The following is a 23,315-nucleotide window of genomic DNA, read 5'->3' on the forward strand; positions in this document are numbered from 1 at the left end:
GAGGATCTGCCTCCTCCATTTTATAGGGAATTAACGATGAATACACTATTAGCAACTGTTCTCACGGGTCTTGTGACAGATGAGAATGATCAATTTTACTTTGTGCAAAAAGATGGTTTGACCTTTGCACTTGCAAAAACCGAAGGTGACTTCAAGCTGGGTCAGTCTGTGTCAGGTTTTGCCTATACAGACATGAAGCAAAAACTCCGTCTGACAACTATGGAAGTGACGGCCAGTCGGACCAGCTTTGGTTGGGGGACGGTCACTGAAGTTCGCAAGGACTTGGGTGTTTTTCTGGATACTGGTTTGCCAGACAAGCAGGTGGTGGTTTCCTTGGATATTCTGCCAGAAATCAAGGAACTTTGGCCTAAAAAGGGTGACCAGCTCTATGTCAAGTTGACGGTGGATAAGAAGGATCGGATTTGGGCCCTTCCGGCTTTTCAGGAGGACTTTCAAAAGTTGGCTGGTCCTGCTTATGACAATATGCAAAATCAGACGGTACGTGCCATTGTCTATCGCTTGAAACTGAGTGGGACCTTTGTCTATCTGCCTGACAATAATATGCTGGGCTTTATCCACCCAAATGAGCGGTTTTCGGAGCCGCGTTTGGGTCAGGTAGTGGAAGCTCGGGTCGTTGGTTATCGGGCGGTGGATCGGACCTTGAATTTGTCTTTGAAACCACGCTCATTTGAGATGTTGGAAAATGATGCTCAGATGATTTTGACCTATCTGGAAAGCAATGGTGGCTTTATGACCTTGAACGACAAGTCTGCTCCGGAAGATATCAAGAGCACCTTTGGTATTTCCAAGGGACAATTCAAAAAGGCTCTTGGTGGGCTGATGAAGGCTGGAAGGGTCAAGCAGGACGCCGTTGGTACGGAGTTAATCTAGGAGGTTGTTATGTTAGTCTATATCGCAGGTAGTGGGGCCATGGGCTGTCGTTTTGGTTATCGTTTGTCTAAGACGGAACACGAGGTCATTCTTTTGGACAACTGGGAGGCTCATATCGAGGCGATTCGCAGTCAGGGGCTGAAGGTGACGGGGGATTTTGAGGAAACGGTTCAGCTACCGATTATGAAGCCGACGGAGGCGACGCGAGAGGCGGATTTGATTATCCTCTTGACCAAGGCGGATCAGTTGCCTAAGATGTTGCAGGATATCAAGGGGATTATTGGGAAAGATACCAAGGTCCTTAGTCTGCTCAATGGTCTGGGGCATGCGACAACCATGCGGCGTTATGTGCCTGATGAAAGCATTATGGTCGGTGTGACCATTTGGTTGGCCCAGTTAAAAGGGCCAGGTCATGCACATTTGCAGGGACCAGGCTCGCTATCAGTGCAAAATCTGGTCGGTGACGGTCAATCTGCGGCAGCCATTATTGAGATGTTTAATGAGGCTGGGCTCAATGCGACCTACGATGAGCAGGTGATTGGTGCCATTTGGCAAAAAGCCTGTGTCAACGGGGTCATGAATCCGACCTGTACTATTTTGGACTGTACCATTGGTGAGTTATTCGGTACAGAAGGTGGTCTGAATTTGGTGCAGGGTATTTTCAAGGAATTTATCGCTGTGGCCAAGGCGGAAACAGATGTAATTGATGAAGCTGCTATTTGGAAGTACATCATGGATGCCTCCAAGAAGGCTTCTAATCATTACCCGTCCATGCATCAGGACTTGGTCCAACATGGGCGTAAGACGGAAATTGATTATCTCAATGGAGCTGTTGTCTTCAAGGGCAGACGGGCAGGTATTCCTACGCCTTATTGCCAAATGATTACAGAAATGGTTCATGCAAAAGAAAGTATTCTGGGACTGCGTTGATAGCAACTAAGAAGAGATGTTATTAAGGTTACCTGCTGTTTTGTAGAGCACCTATTGTCGACTTTCAATCTTTTAAATCAGAATGAAACACGCTTTTATGGGCAGATTAGGGACTTTTCGCAGAAGGAAGTCACACCTATTTTGTTGAAGCCTAGCAGATAAATACAAGTATTGGGGCTGGACCTGTGTCAGCCTCTTTTTGTACCCGATTTTTTCGATTTAATCGATTGCTGATTAAGGAAAGATGTTGTGAAGTGTTTAAAGAAAAAGCAAAGTTTGTAGAATAATATATCAATATTTGATATACTAGATGAGGTCATTATTCATTACGAACATGAAGACAACTAGGAGGAGTGACTATGCCTATGAAAAATGAACAGCGTTCGATTTTTTCCATTCGGAAATTAACGGTTGGTGTCGTTTCCTTATGTATCGGGCTAGGGCTATTTTCTCTGAATAGCTCTTGCAGTTTAGTTGAGGCAAGTGAACGGATTGCCAGAGTGGATCAGGAAGTTCACTTTCAATATGTCTTGGAGGAAGAGCTGACAGAGGAAGAAAAGAGCAGGATTGTCCAAGCCTTGCCTGAGCAATTACGGCAAGAAGCAACGTATTTTTTGGTCTATCGTCCTCGTGTATCAAAGGCTCTGCCTACAACTGGGGATAAGTTTTCATCAGCCCCACTTTGGTTTGCGGCAGGTTTTTTGGTTATCGCTGTGACAGCGTTTGGGTCAAAGAAGGCTCGTATTTACGGTCTCTTTTGTTTGATGATTGGCGGCAGTGTCCTCTCTGTTTTTGAGGTGGAGGCTATTACAGGTCAGGCTCTAGCTGCTTATAATCAAACCAAACGATTGAAGGCGGGAGATTCCTTGCCGGATGGGAAGTTGCAGTTGGTAGACTATGACTTTGTCGGCTATATCCTTGAAGAAGGACAATTTACCAAGGAAATCCGTCCAAAGAGTGAGGAGCAGGGACCGGAAGTTGAGACGCTTGAGCCCTCGGCTGAGTCTTTTGGTTCAGACAGTAGGGATTTGCTTTCTACGGGACTGGAAAATGAGGCTATTGCCCCAGAGAGACGGTATCGAGAGGAACGTCTGCCTTTACCTCTGGAACAAATGGTAGTCGAAGATGCCCAATTGCCTTCGGGTCAGGAGAGAATAGAGGCAGGGGTTGCAGGAACTCGTATCAATCGTTATGAAGAAATCTGGCTAGACGGTAGACTCTTGTCTAGTCAATTAATAGAAACGATGGAAGAGGCAGGAAAACCTGAGATTATCTATCGTGGGACAAAGGTAGAGCTGTCTGAAGAGCAGCCATTCCTCACTGAACTTCCTACTACCGCTCCGCAAATCCTCCCTCCAACCCAGCTGGAATTTAGTCTGGCAGAACGGGTAGACCGGCAACCCCTTGCCATTCCTGAAGAAATGATAGAGACAGACCGTCTGGCTCAGGGTGAAAGAGAAATTGTTGAAGGTCAGGAAGGCTGGTTGGAGATCACCTATCAGGATGTTGTGGTTTCAGGCCAAGTCGTAGCCAGCAATGAAATCAGTCGTCAGGAAACGCCTCCTGTAAGTCGCAAGATTTATGTGGGAACTCGTGTGGATTCCGCCACTGAGGATCTCAGTCAAACAGAACCGCTGGAAGTCCAGGTTCCTACTACAGCTCCGCAAAGTCTTCCTCCAGTCCAGCTGGAATTTAGTTTGGCAGAACGGGTAGACCGGCAGTCCCTTGCCATTCCTGAGGAAATGATAGAGACAGACCGTCTGGCTCAGGGCGAGAGGGAGGTTGTTGAAGGCCAGGAAGGCTGGTTGGACATCACCTATCAGGATGTTGTGGTTTCAGGTCAGGTTGTAGCCAGCAATGAAATCAGTCGTCAGGAAACGCCTCCTGTAAGCCGTAAGATTTACGTGGGGACTCGTGTGGATTCCAAAGTTGTTGCTCCATTGACACATCATCTACCAGACGCGACGCTTATCACCGAAGAGGTTTCTATTCCTTATGTTCATCAGGAAGCCACGGATCCTGATTTGTCTCAGGGTGAGAGTCGTGTTGTTCCAGGTCAAGTGGGTCTTCAGCGTTTGACTTATGCGGAGCTGGATGGTATTCGCACACTCATAGCAACTGAGGAAGTGCGGGCACCGCAGGCTCAGATTACCTACCGCGGAACCCGTGTGGTTGAGGAGAGTATTGAGGAGGAACTGCCTCTGGTTGAACGGATTATTGAGCATGAGGATCAATATGAGGACTACCTTTGGGTCGAACAGACAGGACGTCCTGGTCGCAGACGAAAAATCTACCAGAATGGCCAGTTTATCAGAGAGGAAGAACTGGATGCTGGTCAGGAGCGGATTGTACACAAGGGAACAAAACCGATTCAAGGAAGTCTGGTTGACAGGGTTAGAGAAGAGCTAGCTTATCAACTTATTTTCCAAGCCGATTCGGAACTGGATTATGGCATTCGAGAAGAAAGTGGCGGTCAGCTTGGTGAGGAGATATATGAGGTTACCTATCGAACGGTGAAGGGGCAAATCGCAGAAGAACTGGATAGACGATTGCTATCACGCACCGCTGCGGTTGATAAAGTGATCAGAGTTGGTACCAAGCCGACAGAGGAGATTGAGACAGAGGCTTTGGCTCCTGTCTATCAGGCAGATGAAAATCTTGTTCTCAATCAGCAAGTCCCACTCAGTCCAGGTCGGGAGAGAGTGCGGGTTTATCGGACGACCTACCATTTGGATCAGGCGACTGGTCAGCTTACCAGTCAGCGAGACCAGGGGCAAGTGAGAGATCCAGGTCAGGCTCCGATTGTGCGAGTGGGAACCCAGGCTACTATTGAGCTTGTGCGAGAAAGTCTGCCTATGGTCTACCAGGCAGATAGCAGTAGACCGATATCAAGTCCTCATTTGCACCAAGCAGGTCGGGACAAGGTCACACGTCTGACGACAACCTATAGCCTGAATGAGCAAACTGGAGAGACCAGTCCGCTTGTGACGACCAGTCAGGTGATTGATGTAGGTCAAGCAGGTCAGATATTAGTTGGTGCGGCACCAAGTGTGCGACAAGAGTCGCTTGATTTACCGACGATTTATAGAGAACGGGCAGATGAGGAGCCACCGTATCGGGTGGAGCTTACCCCAGCAAGACCAAAACGGACGGACTATGTGACGACCTATCAGGTTGATGCTCAGACAGGCCAGCTCATTCCGCAGGCAGAAACAAGTATCCTGGTGGATTCAGGGCAATCCGCTGTCTATGAAGTTGGCATTAAAGCCAAGGTAGAAAGACAGGTCTTACCTCATCGGATTATTCGAGAGGATGATGAGAGTCTGCCAATCGGAGAGGAAGAGATTGGACCAGTGGGAAGTGACGGCAGTATCACTCGGACTACCCCTTATCGTCTGGACCAAGTGACAGGACTGGTGGAAACTCTTCCAACGATTGAAGAGGTTATTCCAGCTCAAGACCAACTGATTCGAGTGGGGACCAAGGTAAGGGAGGTTCCGCCTCAAGCACTTGAAAAACCAAATGTCAGCTTAGATAGTCAGCGGACCGAGGGAGCTTTGGTGATTGATGAGGAGCATTCCTTGGTAGAACTCTACTATCGTGTGGCAGATCCAGATAGGACCTTACTTGGTCTACGTTTAGAAATTTACCATAATGACCAGCTGGTCAAGACGATTGATCATACCCACCAAGGCTTAGACACAGATAAGATTCAGGTCACTGGCCTTGAACACTATGTACCTTATCAAGCTCGGCTATCCTTCCGCTATCAAAGTCCAGAGGGCGAGCGAGAGGAGGAAGTTGTTTCCTCTCTACCATTTGAACTGAGTCCTAAAGCCATTGAATTGAACAGGGTCAGCCAGAGGGACTTGTTCTATCGCAATCAACAGGGAGAATTAAAACAGGTAACAGGCCTTTTCCAAGAGCCGGCAGATTTAACGGGCTACTTTGTTCGTTACCAGACACGTGATGCCAAGGAATTCCTCTGGGAAGTCCAGTCTATTCAGGATGGAGGAGATCAGTTTGAAGTGTCTGTTAGCCTGCCAAAATTAGTTCAGGCAAGAAATCAATCGGATGCCAACCAGCTAGAAGCCTTGGATCGGTTCAGCATTCCTAAAATTCAATTAGCTGAAGGAACTTATGCGGACTTTGACCAACTGATTGAAGCCATGCGAGAGAATCCAGAGGGCAGCTTTAAGTTGGCGGCAGATTTGGTGGCCAGTCCAAAATCGACTGGAGCCTACGTCGAGAACTTTAGTGGTCGTCTGGAAGGATTGGACGGCAAGACCTTCCGTATCCTCCAGCTGACCAAGCCACTGTTCCAAAATATGACCGGAGCTCAGATTGAACATATCCGACTTGACGATGTAGCCTTGGAGGGTGAGAATTCACCTACGGCAGCCCTGGCAGTTACCGCAACCAATAGCCAAATTCGGGATGTCCATGTGACTGGCCGAGTACAATCTTATGCAGGAGCAGCTGGACTTGTCTATGACGCTAACGCCAGTCAGTTTGAGTCGGTTTCCTTCAAGGGGCAAATGGACCTGTCTGACCACCATACAAGTAGTCAGATTACCTCAGGTGGCTTGATTGGTTATCTACGACTTGGCAGCAGTTTACGCAAGGCCTATGTTGATCTGACAGCACAATTTGGCCCACGTTTGTCCATGCAGGATCGATTTGGGGCAGTCGTTGGCAATGCTGTGCTTTCGACCATTGATTCGGTCTTTGTTGACGGGCAGGTTGAGAAGACGACTTCAGGCGGTACACTTGCAGGAATTGGTACGGGAGGGTACGGAGTTGGCATTTCCAATCTTGCTTCTGCTCTAGCCTTGCCAGAAGAGGGCTTCTATTCTGGCTTATGGACCAGCCTTCCTTTCCAACTCATCCTTCAAGAAGGTCAAGCGACAGGTAGGACGGGTGACAATCTACAAATCAGCTGGAAATCAGCAGAAGAAATCCAGCAGTTCCTCAGAGAACGAGGTCTGGATCTACTTGTTAATCCGCCTCAGTCAGCAGGAAGTGCTGAGAATTTGGCTCCGTCATCACAGCCTGATTTCCACCTTCTGCGAAATGGTAGGGAAGAACGGAAACTGGCCTATGAAAATATGTCCAAGTTACTGCCTTTCTATGACCGTCATACCATTGTCAGATTGGGCAACCAGCTGGCAGATGATTCCTTATTTGTGACCAAGAGTATTCAGTCCATCCTGGCTCTCAAGGATAGGGAGGTGGTATCAGACTTTTCTGACCGACCTGACCAGGTCAACAAGCTCTTGGTGCACTTTGCAGACCAGGATGTTCAGATATTTGACCTGACCTATCAAGGAGCCTTTGATCAAACAGGCGTTTTGGAATACGGATTTGGTGACAACTTGCTCTTCACCCCTTATCAGTGGGTGACGGGTGCCACAAGTAGTTCCTTGCTGTCTACTCTTCGGAGCTCGTTTGAAGGCCTGGATGTTGAGTCTGAGGACTATGCCCAGAAGACTCGAATGGACGATTACCTACAGGAGCTCCGCTTTACCCGGGGCAATCCAAATCTGGTTATTTCCATGAAGCAACTCTACCTCAAGCATAGCCAGCAGCAGTTGAAAGACCAGCTGGACAAGGAACTCCGGTCTCTGATTGCTAGTCAATGGGTGACCAGCCAGCCTTCCGCTGCCATTGAAGGCTATATTCAAGAGGAAATCGAGAAGCACAAGGAGTCCATCTGGCTTGCCTGGACCTACTTGGCACGCTACTATGCTATCGACTACGACAGGCTCAATACACGCAATCTGGCGACCTACCATCCAAACTTCTATGGACAAAACCTGTCTACTCTGGATTGGTTGAAGCAGGTGGGCGAGTTAACCTATAAAGACTTGGCTCCATTTAGAGCACCTCAAACCTTTGAAAGTCTTTTTGAGAAACAGTTGGCACAGCCAAGCAACCTGTTTGACTACCTAGAGTTAAACCGCCGTCTCTTCTCACCAACTCAAACAGATGCGGCTTGGTTCAAGCAGTCCAGCAAGGCCTTTATACATGAGGAGGCAAGCCCGAGCCGACCAGACCAGTCAGTTCAGGTTTACGACCAGTTGAAAGGCCATAGCGACTACCACCGCTATGTCTTGCCACTGCTCAATCTACCAGAGGAAGACCAGATTTACCTGGTTTCCCTAGCCAATGTCCTTGTCTTTGGTAGCTACGGCCGCTATGTTGACCACCAGTTGCAAAAGACACAAGCAACTGCTTATCAGGCTAAGGTCAAGGAGATTCAAGAACAAGCGATTCCAAAACACGCTCGCATTTGGAACAGCTACATGGAATTTATCAAGTCCCTAGTCTCTCCAGAAGCCCGCCAGTCTATCGAATCCAAGTTGATTACCGTCCGTGAGGGCTATAATATCAAGGATGCTGCTGGCAAACCGCTCCGAGGAGATGAGGCCGACCATCGTCGTTGGGCTAGTGAATTTGGTGATTCCTACCGCCCAATCGATGATTTCTTTGGTCCGACAGAGCTCTACTATGGCAGCTTTGAGATGTCAGGAGCAGCTGACTTTGAGTTCAAGAAATACATCATCTATGGCAATGCGGACCTGCTAACTCCTACTGGCAATTCAACCTTCACCCATGAGATGACCCACATCCTAGAAGATGAATTGATGAATCTAGCGGGCAGAAGACAGGGGCAGGAATCCGAATCCTATGCCCTGGGTCTCCTACAATCCATCGCTTCTTCCAATGCCTACTATTACGGTTTCAATCTGACAGAGGAATTGGACAGTCGTGCCAGTCACAACTCTAGCCCAAGCCGTCTGACCAGTAAGGAAGACTTGAGGGACTACCTCAAGGGCTCCTTTGACACCACCTACTTCCTGGATGCTCTGGAAGCAGAAGAGCTCCTGAAGCTACCAAAAGCCCAACAGCAGACTGTCTTGCGTAAGATTGAACTAGAGCTCGGAACAGCCTACTCTCAAAATGGACAGACCTACCGCGACGCCCATGACAAGATTCGGAATCTAAGTCCGGAAGAGTGGCAAAACATTCAACTGACCAAGGTGGAAGATCTGGTTACCCACAATCTCCAGTTGGCCAATACCATCAACAATGTCGGTACCTATCTCAGAGACAACGATAAGAATTACTACTTTGTGCCTCTCTACTACCCAATTTATGCAGGCTTACTCAATGATCAAGGTACAGTTGGCGGGCTCCAGTTCCGACGGACTGCTCTGGAACTCTTGGCCGAAAAAGGTTGGGACCAAGGCTTCCTGCCATATGTCAGCAACCAATTGGCTCAGGAAGCTCAGGCCAATGGCAGAGCTTTGACAGATAGCTATATCTGGGAAAAGATGATGCCTGATTACCAAGATTATGCCAGCTTCAAGAAGGCCCGTTATCAGACCAGTCTGAGCCAGAAAAATGCCATGAAACCGATCCAGATACACTGGAATGGCAGGCAGTATGACCTGCAAAATGGCCAAGCCATCCAAGACCTGATGAGAGCAGCTATTGCTGCAGATGTGGCCAATCCAACAAGTAGCTTCCAACGCCAACAGCTTAAAGAGGTCTTGTACAAGGCCTTCCATGAAAGCAGTCAGGAATTTAGAGAAAGTATCTTCCAAGCTCAACCAAGTCAACCAACTGCACGGAGCTTGGAGCCACGATTTGAACTCAAGTCGGTGGAGGGAGCAGAGCTCTTCTATTTAGAAAATGCGACTGCGAGACCAATCCTGGCTCTGACAGAAAAACCAGCAGATTTGACCAACTATGTTGCCAAATTCACCTCTGACCAACACCAGGCAGTCTATCTTCCAGTCAGTGATATAGTAGAAGTGCAGGAGGCAGGGCAGACCTACTTCAAGGTCCTTACAAGTTGGGGAAGACAGGCTTCTAGCCTAAGAAGTAGCCAGCAGTCTGTAGCTCCTAGCTTCCTGCTCGCCAAAACGGGCAGTCCTTCCACAAGTCAGGGAATTTCCAGCTTCCAAGACCTCCTGACACAAATCGGTCAGAACAGCAACGGGAACTTTGTCTTGGCTAATGACTTGTACGTTCCAGCAGGAGAAGTAGCAACCAGTACCTACATCCCTCATACCTTTACAGGCCAGTTGGACGGCCGAGGATACCGAATTTACGGCCTTCAGGCCCCCCTCTTTAAGACGGTGGCAGGAAGAGTGGCCAATCTGCATTTAGAACAGGTTGCCATTCAGCGACCGACGGCTTCCAATCTTGGTAGCCTAGCAGAAACCATTCGAAATGGGCAAGTGGAAAATGTCCATATCACAGGTGATCTGCGAGCCAGTCACAACCTAGGAGGCCTGGCTGGCGAAGTCTATGACCGGTCCCGCCTTTCCAATGTGAGCTTTACAGGTACCATCACGAGCAGCTACACAGGCAGTCAGAATAATTTTGTCGGTGGTCTGGTTGGTTGGCTAGCAACAAGCCAGCTTGAGAAAGCGAGAGTATCAGCTGACATCAGTGCCTATTCTGCTAGCCTTCGGGCTGGAGGCTTGGTTGGTCAGGCTGAACGGACAGGCACTAGCATCGGACAAGCCTATGCAGAAGGGGCTATCTATACTGTACGGGCTAGCGATGCGGAAGCCGGTGGTTTAATAGGCTCTGTTCCAGACGGAGGCAGCGTTAGTCTACGGGATGCCCTTACGGCTGTTCAGGTCTTCAACGGCAAACAAGTCTACGGTTTTGCGACAGATTCTAGCCTAGCTGTTGAGCGTGTGGCCGCCCTCGCAGGTCAAGCCAGTGGAAGAGAGCAGGCAGGGATTGCCAGCTTGCAGTCAGGCGACTTGCCAGCTCGCCTACAGGCCCTGGGTCTTCATGCCCCAACGAGCAACCAACCGAGTGGAGCTATTATAAACCGTAGGCAAGTTGACTACCTGGCCTTGCCAGATGCCAGACCAGAACGCCTACAGGCCTATAAAAATGTCGCCCGTCTCCTGCCTCTTCTGGTTAGTGACTTGATAATTTCCCATGCCAATAGTCTGGATGCCGAAGATGATCTTGTTCGCAAGGTACTGGTATCCGTTCTGCCAATGGTTGACCAGCAATTTGTCTATGATACATCGCAGCAAGCGAATGCAATCAATCGTCTGGCTCTTCACTTTGCGGATCATAGTCTGACCTACCATGACCTTGAAAAAGTACAGGAATTTCCAGACCTGGCACTGGTGGAATACCGCTTGTTAGACAAGGGCATTTCCTATACCAGTCATCAGGCAGTTGAGGGATCAGTCCTTGAGCAAATTGTGACTGCTGTTCTGCCTCAACTACAAGAGCTGGACTGGTATTCCCCTGCTGTTCGCCAGGCACTTGGTTTGAGCCAATGGGCCCCTCGTCAAAATCTAGACCAGCTTCAATTGCGGGATAGTTTTGAGGCTATCAAGGCCAATCTTGGTCAAGACCTTCGAGACCTCCTGGCGACTAGCGGTCTCAGTTATCAGGTCAGCCCAGCCTATCAGACCTACTTGACCAATTATCTGATTCAGAACAAGGCAGAAGTGATGCTGGGGCTTGCCTATCTCAACAAGTGGTATGCCCTTCAATTTGGTCAGACTGCTGTTCGAGATTTGCTGGTGAAAAAAGGGGATTTCTTCGGTCGTCCAGTAGACTCTCTCCAACAAGTAATCGAAATTGGTCGTTTGGGTCAGGCCTTCTTGAAACCCAAACAAAATGCCTTGGTAGCCAAGAAAGTTCTGGGAGAGACACGCATAGGTGGCGATCTCTTTACCCTTCTGGATGCCTACCGCAAAACCTTCTTACCAACTACCACGACAAATGACTGGTTTAAGCAGGCTAGCAAGGCCCGGATTATAGAGACCTATTCTCGAATTGAGGAGGTGCGTGCCAAACAAACCCAGTCTCCGACAGGAGTCTATCACAATACCCTCTTCGAGAAAATGGCTGATCCAAACTGGACCTATAAGGAACTGGCTTTGCTGCTCCTGCATTTGCCGAAAAAGGAACTCTTTCTCCTGACTGATATGACCAATACGGTCATTGGTAGCTACGACCGCTATGCTGACCCAGAGCAATTGGATAAGGAATTGGAACAGATTGCTCAGCAATGGGCAGGTCATGCAGACTTCTGGTACTCTATTTTGCCAGCAGCTCATAAGGACAAGATGTTCAAGCGGGTTATGACGTGGGATAGTCGCTATTTTGGAAATGATTGGGCAGATTCCAAGGACAGTCACCTTTCTGTTGTCCGCCATTTCTATGCCCCTATGGAACTGGATTATGAGATCCAGCCTGCTTCCAATGCTTACTCAGATTTGACGGATATTTACTTCATGCGAGCGGATATTCGTGGCATGGAAGGAGCCAGAGTCTATTCTCATGAAATGGTCCACGTGTCTGACGACGATACCTACCTCTTAGGACATGGTCGCCGTGCAGGTATGGGCTTGGAGTCCTTTGCCCAAGGCCTCTTCCAGTCCAACACCTGGCTGACCCAAGAGAATCTCAGCCTTAACACTATCATGGACTATACTGCCTATGCAGCTCAGTCACCTGGTAAACTCTTGACCAACAGCTCGCCAAGTCGCTTCAACAGCCCAGAGGATGTGCAAGTCTATATGAGGAACTACATGGATGTGTTCTATAGTTTGGATTATCTAGAGGCTGAGGCAGTCCTGCAACTGTCCAATCCAGAAGCCAAGGCCAATTGGTTTAACCGAATGGTCACACTGGATAACAACCACACCCAGATTCAGCAAACGGCGTCTTCTATTCAGACCTTCAATGACCTCTTGGAACAGGGACTGGTATCCCGCCGTTCCTATGATCCATGGTCAGGTACGACGGCCAACGAGTTTCACAATGCCTACCTAGATGTCAATGCCCTCAATCCGCTCTTTGCAGCGACAGGCAACAACGGAACCAGTCGAAACGAGTACGAATTCCGCAAGATTGCCTTTGAACTGCTGGCGGAGAAGGGCTACGAGGCTGGCTTTGTACCTTATGTCTCCAACCAGTACGGCCAACAGTTGACTGGCAGTTCGACCAAGCCAATGGCAGACAGCCAGCTACTAGCCCTGATTACTGAAAATCAGTATGGAAACATACTGGAGTTCAGAAAGGCCATGTTTGAGCGACGGATACAAGGCTTAGGAAATCTCAAACCAGTACAACTCATCGGCAAGCAAGAAGGTGGCTATTTCCATGGACAGAGTCAGACGGTTTCATCCATAGATGAAATCCGAAGGCTCATGGCAGCAGCTGTCGCCTACGATGCAAGTAATCGTTACTACAGCTCGCAAACCCCAGGCTATTCTCCAGAGAAATCTGCCGTTTATAGCTTAAAAGCAGCCCTTCTGAATGCTTACTTACGAGAAACCAAGGAGTTCAGAGAGAGCATTTATCGGAATTGATAGTATCTGTTCAGATGCAATAAAAAAAGAAGCTTCCAAATTCATGCTCTAGGAGCAATTGGAAGCTTCTTTATTACTCTAACAGATGGCTTAAAATGGAGGTTACCATTTTGCAAGAATAGCCTGTTTGAGCTTGTTCTCAAGTAAACCTTCTTTTTCTAAGGTCATGTACATACCGGTTAAGACTTGTTTCGTGTTAAGCGATCTAAAGTAGTCTGTAGGACTACTATCAGGAATGTCAAGCTGCTCAACCCAATCGGCCAGTTGTTTCTGTAGGAGTTTTTGAGCTAAGATGGAGGAAATAAAAATATTAGCCAGTCGGTCAGCTTCTCCTGCTGAAAAAACAGTTTCTTGATTTTTGAGGAGTTTCAGAGCACTGTTCCAAAGGTCCTTTAACTGTTCCTCGGGAAAATCTCTGTGAGAGCCAACGGACATGAGGTAGTCAGATCCGTGAGCAATCGCATGAATCCAGCCTAGATCGACATCGTAGCCTCTGTTATCTTTTTCATTTTCAAGAAAGGTCTTGGCAAGTGAAAAGAATCTTGCTTTGCTAGAATCGGTCATTTGCCCGTAGTAGGCTCCTTCTGGCTGATTATCATAAAAGAGAAGCAGTGCAGCTAATAGCGCTGCAAAGGAGCGGGTAAGAGAATCGGAACTAACCAACAGTTGCCGCTCAAGGATCTCTTGACATAACAAATGATACTGTTCCGTATGAATGCATTCTTGCTCAAAAGCATGGCAAAATGTGCTATAAATAAGCCCATCTCTGATATCAGGATTGGGATGACCGATATGGTCTAGACACCACATAAGCTCTGTATTAGTGTAGGGCTGTTTTTGGACAAGTTTTTGACATAATTGTTCTTGCATCATTTCCTCCTTATCTTGTTCTCATTTTATCATAACTGCCACATAAAAGTAGAATTATAATGGTCAAAAAGCTTGGTGATATGGTAAAATAAAGTTGTATCTTTCTTTTATTGAGGTGTTTTGTGAAAAAACTATTGGCTTTTTTAGTCACCGTTTCATGTCTTGTGTCGTCGATGATGGTTAAAGCAGAAGATATTATGGATATTACACGTGCTGCGGGTTACGAGGTCTACGATATCAATCGCCCAAAATCGTCAATTGTTATTGATGGTAAGACTGGTGCGATTTTATGGCAAGATAATATTGATGCTGTTAGGGACCCAGCTAGTATGAGCAAGATGATGACCTTGTATCTGGTTTACGAAGCTATAGCTGAGGGGAAACTCACAGAAGATACGGTCATTCGAGCTACAGCAAGCGATCAAGCTATTGCAGGGATTTATGCCATTTCTAATAATAAAATTGTAGCTGGAGTGGACTACACCGTCAGTGAGTTAATTACTATGACTGCTGTGCCTTCTTCAAATGTTACAACGGTTATGCTGGCAAACCACCTATCAGATGGCGATCCAGATGCTTTTTTAGATTTGATGAATGCCAAGGCTCAAGAACTAGGGATGACAAATACCAAGTGGTTTAATGCGAGTGGAGCTGTAGCAGTCGCATTTGGAGGTTATTATACGCCAAAACGCTACGATAATGAGGCGACAAACCAGACGACGGCCAGAGACATGTCCATTTTGGCCTACCACTTTGTCAAAAATTATCCAGGCATTCTAGAGCATACAAGATACCCTCAGATCACCGTTAAAGCTGGAACACCATATGAGGAAACCTTTGAAACTTATAATTACTCCTTGCCAGGAACAACATATGGTATTGAGGGAGTGACAGGGTTGAAGACAGGTTCTAGTCCAAGTGCTGCCTTTAATTATATGGCAACGGTTGATCGTGGCGGCCAACAAGTCATCGCAGTTGTTATGGGAGTGGGCGATTGGTCAGATCCCAACGGCGAATATTACCGTCATCCTTTTGGAAATGCTTTGATTGAGAAAGCCTACGCAGAATACGACTACCGCCTATTACTCAAAGCAGGTCAGGAGAAAATTGACGGGGTCTCTTACGAGCTTAGTCAAGACTTCTATGGCACTGTTAAAAAAGGCGACAGTCCGAGTTATCAAGTAGAGGCTGAACAATTGACAGTGAACAATGGTCTAGAAAGTGTCAGCCCACAAATCACAGCCAGTCAAACGGTCCTCAAAGTGGAAAATCCAGTTGTAGCAACCGTTAAAAGTCTCCTACCTAAGGACTCAAAAACAGGTGAGTACCATCTGGGCATCCTTTTAATCCCCTTAGGGTTGATTCTTTTGGCAATTATCCTCTACGAGGTCAAAGGCCGTAAAAAATAAAAGGCTAGGACAATGATGTCCTAGTCTCTTATTTTAAAAACCATGTCTAACTAATCTCCAGTCAAGGATTCAGTGGGAGGACAATGGCAGATGTTTTATCCGTCTCTATCACCTAAAAAATGTCGTGAAAAGTCTTTTTTGCCAAGGAACAATAGCTTTTGTCGCTAGAAAATCTTTCAAGTCATCTTTTTTAACCCAACGGAAATCAACAGTTTCCCCTTTTTGTAGCCTAATAGCTGCTTTCTCAGCATCGACTCGACAATAATAGCGGTAGAACAAACAAGCATCCTGAGGATCAGCTATTTTTTCCAAAAGTTCAAAATGAGTAGCGATGATACCAGTTTCTTCAAACAATTCACGTTGGATAGCTTCGGTGGGACTTTCCCCAAAAAGAGCAGACCCTCCAGCTGTTATTTCCCAATAGTTAGGATAAGAGGACTTGCGACTGTCTCTCTTCATAAAAAGAAAGCTCCCGTCGTAGTGTTGCACCACAACTTCGACGACCAAGTGATAGAGTCCACTGGGAATTGCTTCCCCGCGGATCAACATGTCAACCGTCATTGTGCCATCAGCCAAATATGCGTTCCATTTCTCTAGCATTTTTTCTCCTTACTTATCCAAACCATTTCTGCCAGAAAGATTTCTTTTCAATGGTGCTGTTTTCTTTTTTGGGTAATAGCAGAGCTAATTCTTTTCTTCCTTCAGCAATCGCATGATCAGTATGGAGCACAAGGGCATAAGATTCAAAATCTCCATTTTCCTGTACAATAGTAGCAGGAATTTTTTCTGCTTCAGCTAGTTTCATCAAAGACATTTGCAGATGAATAGGCAATCGTCCGGAAATCTTTAAAAAGAGTGGTTGATATTCCTTTTTAGCCACTGCAAAAAGAGAGGGTATTTCTGAGAGGCTATCAGGACTTAGGTCACTCAGCTCTGCTGAGAGAACCATGCGTTCTTCAAAGGTCCCCAAACAACGTCTTTGTTGGTCGGGATCAAGTCGATGTTCACCACTAGCTTTGGATAATATCGTTTTTTCAAGTGTATTCATAGCAATCTCCTTGCCTCTATTATAGCAAAAGTTCTCTTAGGGAAGGATTTTTCTTTGCTAAAAGTCTCACATTGTGATATCATAGATAAGTAAAAATTAAAAACCATAAGGAGAGTAATAACATGTCAATTATTACTGATGTTTACGCACGCGAAGTCCTAGACTCACGCGGTAACCCAACACTTGAAGTAGAAGTTTACACAGAATCAGGCGCATTTGGTCGTGGTATGGTTCCTTCAGGAGCTTCTACAGGTGAGCACGAAGCAGTTGAACTTCGTGACGGTGACAAATCTCGTTACCTTGGTCTTGGTACTCAAAAAGCTGTTGACAATGTAAACAATGTCATCGCTGAAGCAATCATCGGTTTTGACGTTCGTGACCAACAAGGAATCGACCGCGCAATGATTGCTCTTGATGGTACTCCAAACAAAGGTAAACTTGGTGCTAACGCTATTCTTGGTGTATCTATCGCTGTAGCTCGCGCAGCTGCTGACTACCTTGAAGTGCCACTTTACACTTACCTTGGCGGATTCAACACTAAAGTTCTTCCAACTCCTATGATGAATATCATCAACGGTGGTTCTCACTCAGACGCGCCAATCGCTTTCCAAGAGTTCATGATCATGCCAGTTGGTGCACCTACTTTCAAAGAAGGTCTTCGTTGGGGTGCTGAAGTTTTCCACGCGCTTAAGAAAATCCTTAAAGAACGCGGCCTTGTGACAGCTGTTGGTGACGAAGGTGGATTCGCTCCTAAATTTGAAGGAACTGAAGATGGTGTAGAAACTATCCTTAAAGCTATCGAAGCTGCTGGTTACGAAGCTGGCGAAAACGGCATCATGATCGGTTTTGACTGTGCGTCATCTGAGTTCTACGACAAAGAGCGTAAAGTTTACGACTACACTAAATTCGAAGGTGAAGGCGCTGCTGTTCGTACATCTGCAGAGCAAATCGACTACCTTGAAGAATTGGTTAACAAATACCCAATCATCACTATCGAAGATGGTATGGATGAAAACGACTGGGATGGTTGGAAAGCTCTTACTGAGCGCCTAGGCAACCGTGTTCAATTGGTTGGTGACGACTTCTTCGTTACAAACACTGACTACCTTGCAAAAGGTATCAAAGAAGGTGCGGCTAACTCAATCCTTATCAAAGTTAACCAAATCGGTACACTTACTGAAACATTCGAAGCGATTGAAATGGCTAAAGAAGCTGGTTACACTGCTGTTGTATCACACCGTTCAGGTGAAACTGAAGATTCAACAATCGCTGACATCGCCGTTGCAACTAACGCTGGTCAAATCAAGACAGGTTCATTGTCACGTACAGACCGTATCGCTAAATACAACCAATTGCTTCGCATCGAAGATCAATTGGGAGAAGTTGCAGTTTACAAAGGTATCAAATCTTTCTACAACTTGAAAAAATAATCTCTTTACGGGGTTAAGGGCTGTAAAGCCTTGATATTAAGCACTTTGGGGCATCATCCCAAGGTGCTTTTTTAGAATTTACTACCCTTTGTACTACCCCTAGTGAAAATTAGGTATAGTAAGAGGGTAACCCAAAATGGGGCAACCCTTATAAACTATTGATTGCTGTTTCATAATTTGTGACAGCTTTTTTTGCGTTTTCTTGGTTAGTGTGCCAATAAACATTTTCAGTCATCATTAAGTTAGAGTGCCCTAGTCTGTATTGTACATCTTTGGGGCTAGCTTGAGCGTAGAGCATCATAGTAGTATGTGTGTGACGGAAACCATGAAATGATACATTAGTCACGCCAGCAGCCTTAAAATGCTTATTTAGGCGCTTTCTCAAATTACAAGCATAAGCATACTTTTCTGTAAATACAGAGAATACAACCGTTTCAGACCGCCCTAGTTGCCATGATTGCACTTGTTGACGGTTCTTGTATTGCTTGAGCATAAGTAACGTAGCATTGTCTATTGGTATATCACGATAACCAGCGCTTGATTTAGGCGAGTTTATCTCTTGGAATCTGTTGAGTGTCTTGTTAATGCTGATAATACCATTGTCTAGATCAATATCAGACCATTCAAGAGCTAGAGCCTCACCGATACGGCAACCAGTAGCTAACAAAGTCTTGTATAGGACAACATCAAACAAGTTTTCATAGTTTGATTGGTCTAAGGTATCGAGATAATCAAGAAATTGTTTTAGTTCTTTGTTGTCCAGATATTTTACAGTAGCTTTTTCTTTTTGTTGCTTACGTGGCACTATAACATCATTAGCTGGGTTATATGTTATCACTTGTAGAGACACACCGTATTTCAAAATACGCTTATTCATATTATGGAGCAAGGAGTAGTTAGCAAACGCCCCTTTTTGCCCTGTATTAGCCTTGTCAGCCCATTTGTTTACTTGTTGTTGGATAATAGGCGTAGTGAGTTTAGATAGCTTGTAATCGCCAAACACAGGCAATAGATGCACCCTAACCAATCCCTCCATAGATTGGCGAGTATTTGGCTTAACTGTATTTTTGTAACTATCCCACCAAACTTTTACAAGCTCCTCATATGTTGTAATTGTCGGCTTGGCTTTAACTGTATAGCCATTAGCAGCAAAAGCATTGATAGCATCACGCGCTTTTACTCTAACCTCCTTTTTAGTGGTTGCTGTAACAGTTGTGCGGGATTTTTTTCCTGTTAGTTGGTCAACGCCTAGATAAACACTAGCATAGTAAACTTTTTGACCATTCTTTAGAAATTTTTCTTTGATATTCATGTATTCGTACCTTTCTTTCCATCAGCAGGCAAGGCGCGTGGTTTTGTTAGGTATTTATACACGAAAAGACTTGATTAGTTTTTATCGATTTTAATGGTTTTATGCTTTATTAGCTGATTTTCTAAGATATTTACGGTATAACCAGAAATATCTATGTTTTCTAAGAGAAATCCCATTTTTAGTATTTGTTCTAATATTTTAGGTACAATCTTAGAACGTTGACGAATATATGTACTAAAAGGGATAACCTCGGATGGTGTAAGATAATCAATATTTTGTAAAGACGAATTAGGAATATCATTTCCAAAGAAATTGAAAAATCTTTGTGTACTTATATCGTCAAGATACAAAGTTTTTGTTGGCTCGTTAAGTATAGCCAATAATGCGGTATATAGTTTTTTTTCTTGGTAGGTCAGTCTATACCCAAAATAAAAATATTCCCTGTTTCTAACTCCTCCGAAAAGAGAATAGTCAAAGTTAGATAAGTCATTTTTTAGTATATTTCCTTGTAAATCTATTGATTGTTCGATAGCTAATTTAATAAATTTTTTGATCGTTTCGTCTGAAATTTGATAATCAACTTTAGAAATGGTATTTTTAGCAATCTCTAACGCTTTATCTGTTATATTATCGTGTAAGGAATTGTACTCGTCGTAGTTTTCCATACTCTTTGGAGCAAGCTCCATTATTTTTAAGTGTAGATAAGTATAATAGTCACCGTATAGTAGTTCTTCAACACTTATTTTTCCAATATATGAAATTTTTAGTAAGTTATCTTTGTTAGGTAGATTACGACCTTTCTCCCAGTTGTTTACCGTACCTTTGCTGGTATTAAATCTTTCTCCAAATTTATCCATAGATTCACCTAAACTCAATCGGATATTTTGGATACGTTCACCAACAAGTTTGTTATTTATCTCCATGCCATCCCTCCTTGTAATTATATAATAAACTTTTTTTTGAAAAAAGTAAACAAAAGTATTGACTTAATAAAAACAAAGTTTTATAATTATGGTATTCAAAAGTAAAGGAGGGTGAAACATGATTTGTACTAACAAGGTTAGAGGTTACAGAAATATGCTGGGTTTAACACAAGAAAGACTCGGAAAAGAGCTTGGTATATCTAAGCAAAGTTACCATAACAAGGAAAGTGGGAAAACACAGTTTTCAGATTCAGAAAAAATCAAAATTAAAAATCTATTGTTACCTATGTTCCCAAACATCACGTTGGAAGATATATTTTTTTGAATAAAGGTATGCAAAAGTAAACAAAAGCCGTTTGGAAAAACAATCTAGGCTATAAGGCTAACAGTACAAAAAAGCCATGTACAGGCGACCAAACCAACGTACATGGCTAAGGAAAAATAACAAAACTCAAGCAAAGGCAAGGCGCGTGGTTTTGTTAGGTATTTAGTAAGAGTGAAAAAATCGCCCTTATAAAATATATCACTTTAATTTTACCAAAAACAAAGGAGAAAATCAAAAATGACTAAAAAACAAACTAGAGTAACTTTATTAGATTTTGCTGAAAAAATCCATCTAGTAGAGGGAAAAACATTAGCAGAGTTGACCAATATACTAGGTTTCAAAAGCAAAGACACCACTAAAGGTGGGTTAGCTTATTGGAAAAGAAATGGAAAAATCAATTATAAATGCCAAGGGGGAATTTATAGTAATTTTGAACTTATTGACCTAGAGGTAAAAGGTACGATTAACGAAAGAAAAAATATCACAATAGGGCGAAAGCTAAAAGCTGAAATTTATTTTAAACAGGTAACGGAGATTGAATTGATTATGGCAACACCAGCTATCAGCGTAAAAGATAAATTAAAAGCTATCGAGTTACAGCAAAAAGCATTACAGAAATTGTCAGATGATATGATGGCAGAACTAACAAATTAAGTATAAAGGAGAAAATCAAAAATGGGATTAAGCACACGAAACATTAAACAGCAGGGCAACCAGATTGCTGAGTTGCTCCCACGTATTGAAATTATCCAACAACTAAGCAATGCTTTATTACTTGCTGATAATGCTGGAGCAGATAGCACTGTTTTACATTATCAAACAAAACAAGCATTTAGCGTTATTTTTGAAATGACTGAACAGCTATATATAGACTTGGATTTAATTGCTTATAAATTGATAAATTGTGATGATGATAAAGAATTGGAGGCTATTAGACAACATGAACGCTAAGATTTTAAGTAACTACGAATTGTTATGCACAGAGCTAGTAAATGTTATCAGCACTTTAGAGATAGCTAGCGGCGATATTGAACCAGGCAAGGCAACAGCCCTTGTAACAGTAGCAACTAATGGGTTAAAGCATCTTGTTTCAGAACACACAGGATTATCAGATAGTTTTTTCAAGGAGTATGGCAATGAATGAATTGATCCCAACATTGACTGAAAGTGTTATTTTGATTATTGTTTCCTTGGTTATTCTAATCTTATTATGGCGTCATGAGAGCTATATAGAGCTTGATATTAGCCCACAAACTGAAAACACCACAGACTACGTAAAAGAGCGCTATGGTGCTTATGTATGGCTTGCTGGTAAGAAATTTAACTAGGAGGGGGAATATGGCGACATTTTCGGTTGAATTTGAACAAGGCTTATTAGATAGGGTTGATAAGTTGGCACAACAAAAACTAGAGCTAGAGAAGAAGTTGCAAAAGAAAACCGGTCTAATCACGGCTAAGGAACTTAAGGATGAGTTGGATATTTCCGGAACAACATTAAAAAATTGGATGGATGTTGGACTTGTATCGTATCAATCCCCCTTTGAAAGCAGCAAGAAACTTTATTTTAAGGTTTCTGATGTGATTAACTTTCTTACAATACGCTAGGAGGTATATTTTGAAAGTATTTACTATTGATGGTGATGCGTGGAGAGGTAAGGCACATTACAGTCCTGCCTTAGATGTTGTGTTTATCAGCAATAAAGTGGATAAGCACGCGCGTGATGAATTGATTGAGCGTGTGACGAAATCAAGTAATAGAACGATCTGGAGGTAAAATTGTGGCTAAAGAACATTACGAAGTAACAAGTGTCTTTCCAGCAGGCTGGATTGTTAACGGAAAGACACTAACAGAACCTATTGAAATGTCAGCAGAAGAACTAAGAAAATCCGAGGTATATCCGCCTGAAAACAGTTCGGTATATGACATTTTCAAAAAAATAAACGAAGAGAGATGGGAGGAGACGCGGAAAGATGGCAACAAGGCGAATGATCAGCAAGGAAGTTGTTATGACTGACAACTTTCTAGATTTACCTCCCACTACAAAAGTTTTGTATTTTTTTCTAAACTTAGAGGCAGATGATGATGGTTTTGTCGGAAATCCTAAGACTGTTATGAGATTAACTGGAACAACTAAGGATGATATGAAACTTTTAATTGATAGTGAGTATGTGCTATTGTTTGATACTGGAGTAGTAGTTATAACAGATTGGACAGAGCATAACGCTATCAGAAAAGATAGAAAAAAAGATACTAGATTTACAAAAGAAATGCAACAAATAATATTGGTAGACGGTGGGAAATATTTTTGGTTGTCAGATGGTCAACCAAACGACAACCAATCGGCAACCACTAATACACCGAATGGGTGCGTAGGAGAGGATAGGAGAGGTAAGGATAGTATAGGTAAGGAGAGAGTAGTAGAGGTAGATAAAAATCAAAAACAATCACCTACTTCCCCTCCCTTTAATCAAGACTTTGTAAATCTCTATAAATCTTTTGAGCAAGAAACAGGTAAAGCTCTATCACCAATACAGATGCAAGAATTGCAGTACATGCTAGAAGATTTTAGCGCTGATGTTATTCATGAGGCGTTAAGAGAGGCAGTAGGTCAAGGTAAGGCTAATCTTGCTTATATTCAAGCTATTCTCAAGCGATGGAAACAGGACAACCTATTGACAGTTGAACTTGTTAGAAATAGCAAGGCGGCGCGTGAGGCTAAAAAACAACAGAATAAATCAAAACCAGAGCCTCAAACCCGCGAGGAGTGGTTGGCGAACTGGTCAGAAGAAAACCCATTTTAGAAAAAG

Annotated in this window: 19 protein-coding genes; 14 read left to right on the forward strand and 5 right to left on the reverse strand. The window is 44.2% G+C overall.

Features of this window, described 5'->3' with window-relative positions; all coding sequences use genetic code 11:
- The first annotated feature begins 36 nt into the window (after window positions 1-36).
- The 3 genes from cvfB (at window position 37) to G575_RS0104750 (ending at window position 13,190) form a co-directional block, all read left to right on the forward strand.
- Window positions 37-891 carry an RNA-binding virulence regulatory protein CvfB gene (gene cvfB, locus G575_RS0104740; RefSeq protein ID WP_027971700.1) on the forward strand — a complete coding sequence of 285 codons (855 nt, stop codon included), beginning with the start codon at window positions 37-39 and terminating at the stop codon, window positions 889-891.
- Window positions 892-900: 9 nt separating this feature from the next.
- Window positions 901-1,821: a 2-dehydropantoate 2-reductase gene (locus G575_RS0104745; protein WP_027971701.1), complete on the forward strand. Its 921-nt coding sequence runs from the start codon at window positions 901-903 to the stop codon at window positions 1,819-1,821.
- A gap of 359 nt (window positions 1,822-2,180) precedes the next feature.
- Window positions 2,181-13,190 (forward strand): ZmpA/ZmpB/ZmpC family metallo-endopeptidase, encoded by an 11,010-nt coding sequence (locus tag G575_RS0104750; protein WP_027971702.1) that lies wholly within the window; start codon window positions 2,181-2,183, stop codon window positions 13,188-13,190.
- Window positions 13,191-13,292: 102 nt separating this feature from the next.
- Here G575_RS0104750 and G575_RS0104755 read toward each other — a convergent pair whose 3' ends face one another.
- Window positions 13,293-14,060, reverse strand: a complete 768-nt coding sequence (locus G575_RS0104755; RefSeq protein ID WP_027971703.1) for a DUF2785 domain-containing protein — start codon at window positions 14,058-14,060, stop codon at window positions 13,293-13,295.
- Window positions 14,061-14,182: 122 nt separating this feature from the next.
- Here G575_RS0104755 and G575_RS11160 point away from each other — a divergent pair, with 122 nt between their 5' ends.
- Complete coding sequence (locus G575_RS11160) at window positions 14,183-15,469, forward strand: DUF1958 domain-containing protein (protein ID WP_037622705.1); 1,287 nt, start codon at window positions 14,183-14,185, stop codon at window positions 15,467-15,469.
- 108 nt (window positions 15,470-15,577) lie between these two features.
- On the opposite strand, the gene G575_RS0104765 is transcribed toward G575_RS11160, so the two are convergent.
- Window positions 15,578-16,069 (reverse strand): NUDIX hydrolase, encoded by a 492-nt coding sequence (locus tag G575_RS0104765; protein ID WP_027971704.1) that lies wholly within the window; start codon window positions 16,067-16,069, stop codon window positions 15,578-15,580.
- Window positions 16,070-16,082: 13 nt separating this feature from the next.
- A complete protein-coding gene (locus G575_RS0104770; RefSeq protein ID WP_027971705.1) occupies window positions 16,083-16,517 on the reverse strand; it encodes a DUF1694 domain-containing protein in 435 nt (144 codons plus the stop codon).
- A 122-nt stretch (window positions 16,518-16,639) separates the two neighbouring features.
- Here G575_RS0104770 and eno point away from each other — a divergent pair, with 122 nt between their 5' ends.
- Complete coding sequence (gene eno, locus G575_RS0104775) at window positions 16,640-17,947, forward strand: surface-displayed alpha-enolase (protein WP_027971706.1); 1,308 nt, start codon at window positions 16,640-16,642, stop codon at window positions 17,945-17,947.
- A 148-nt stretch (window positions 17,948-18,095) separates the two neighbouring features.
- Here eno and G575_RS0104780 read toward each other — a convergent pair whose 3' ends face one another.
- Both G575_RS0104780 and G575_RS0104785 read right to left on the reverse strand, forming a co-directional pair.
- Window positions 18,096-19,259, reverse strand: coding sequence for a tyrosine-type recombinase/integrase (locus G575_RS0104780; protein ID WP_027971707.1), 1,164 nt, complete (start codon window positions 19,257-19,259; stop codon window positions 18,096-18,098).
- A gap of 74 nt (window positions 19,260-19,333) precedes the next feature.
- Complete coding sequence (locus G575_RS0104785) at window positions 19,334-20,182, reverse strand: helix-turn-helix domain-containing protein (RefSeq protein WP_027971708.1); 849 nt, start codon at window positions 20,180-20,182, stop codon at window positions 19,334-19,336.
- A 118-nt stretch (window positions 20,183-20,300) separates the two neighbouring features.
- Between G575_RS0104785 and G575_RS0104790 the strand changes: the two genes are divergently transcribed.
- From G575_RS0104790 to G575_RS0104830, 9 genes are all read left to right on the forward strand, one after another.
- Window positions 20,301-20,507: a helix-turn-helix transcriptional regulator gene (locus tag G575_RS0104790; RefSeq protein WP_027971709.1), complete on the forward strand. Its 207-nt coding sequence runs from the start codon at window positions 20,301-20,303 to the stop codon at window positions 20,505-20,507.
- A 237-nt stretch (window positions 20,508-20,744) separates the two neighbouring features.
- Window positions 20,745-21,161, forward strand: a complete 417-nt coding sequence (locus G575_RS0104795; RefSeq protein ID WP_027971710.1) for a hypothetical protein — start codon at window positions 20,745-20,747, stop codon at window positions 21,159-21,161.
- A 21-nt stretch (window positions 21,162-21,182) separates the two neighbouring features.
- On the forward strand, window positions 21,183-21,458 hold the full coding sequence (locus tag G575_RS0104800; RefSeq protein WP_027971711.1) for a hypothetical protein: 276 nt from the start codon (window positions 21,183-21,185) through the stop codon (window positions 21,456-21,458).
- Complete coding sequence (locus G575_RS0104805) at window positions 21,448-21,651, forward strand: hypothetical protein (protein WP_027971712.1); 204 nt, start codon at window positions 21,448-21,450, stop codon at window positions 21,649-21,651. The genes G575_RS0104800 and G575_RS0104805 overlap by 11 nt, the downstream gene beginning before the upstream one ends.
- Window positions 21,644-21,835, forward strand: coding sequence for a hypothetical protein (locus tag G575_RS0104810; RefSeq protein WP_027971713.1), 192 nt, complete (start codon window positions 21,644-21,646; stop codon window positions 21,833-21,835). Before G575_RS0104805 ends, G575_RS0104810 begins: the two co-directional genes overlap by 8 nt.
- Before the next feature lie 10 nt (window positions 21,836-21,845).
- Entirely contained in the window at window positions 21,846-22,112 is a 267-nt protein-coding gene (locus tag G575_RS0104815; RefSeq protein WP_027971714.1) for a hypothetical protein, read from the forward strand.
- Between the two features lie 10 nt (window positions 22,113-22,122).
- Window positions 22,123-22,281, forward strand: a complete 159-nt coding sequence (locus G575_RS12275) for a hypothetical protein (protein WP_169365896.1) — start codon at window positions 22,123-22,125, stop codon at window positions 22,279-22,281.
- Between the two features lie 4 nt (window positions 22,282-22,285).
- Window positions 22,286-22,522 carry a hypothetical protein gene (locus tag G575_RS11165; RefSeq protein ID WP_037622683.1) on the forward strand — a complete coding sequence of 79 codons (237 nt, stop codon included), beginning with the start codon at window positions 22,286-22,288 and terminating at the stop codon, window positions 22,520-22,522.
- Window positions 22,515-23,309 (forward strand): DnaD domain-containing protein, encoded by a 795-nt coding sequence (locus G575_RS0104830; protein ID WP_027971715.1) that lies wholly within the window; start codon window positions 22,515-22,517, stop codon window positions 23,307-23,309. Before G575_RS11165 ends, G575_RS0104830 begins: the two co-directional genes overlap by 8 nt.
- The last annotated feature ends 6 nt before the right edge of the window (window positions 23,310-23,315 follow it).

This window comes from Streptococcus plurextorum DSM 22810, assembly GCF_000423745.1.
GTDB lineage: Bacteria > Bacillota > Bacilli > Lactobacillales > Streptococcaceae > Streptococcus > Streptococcus plurextorum.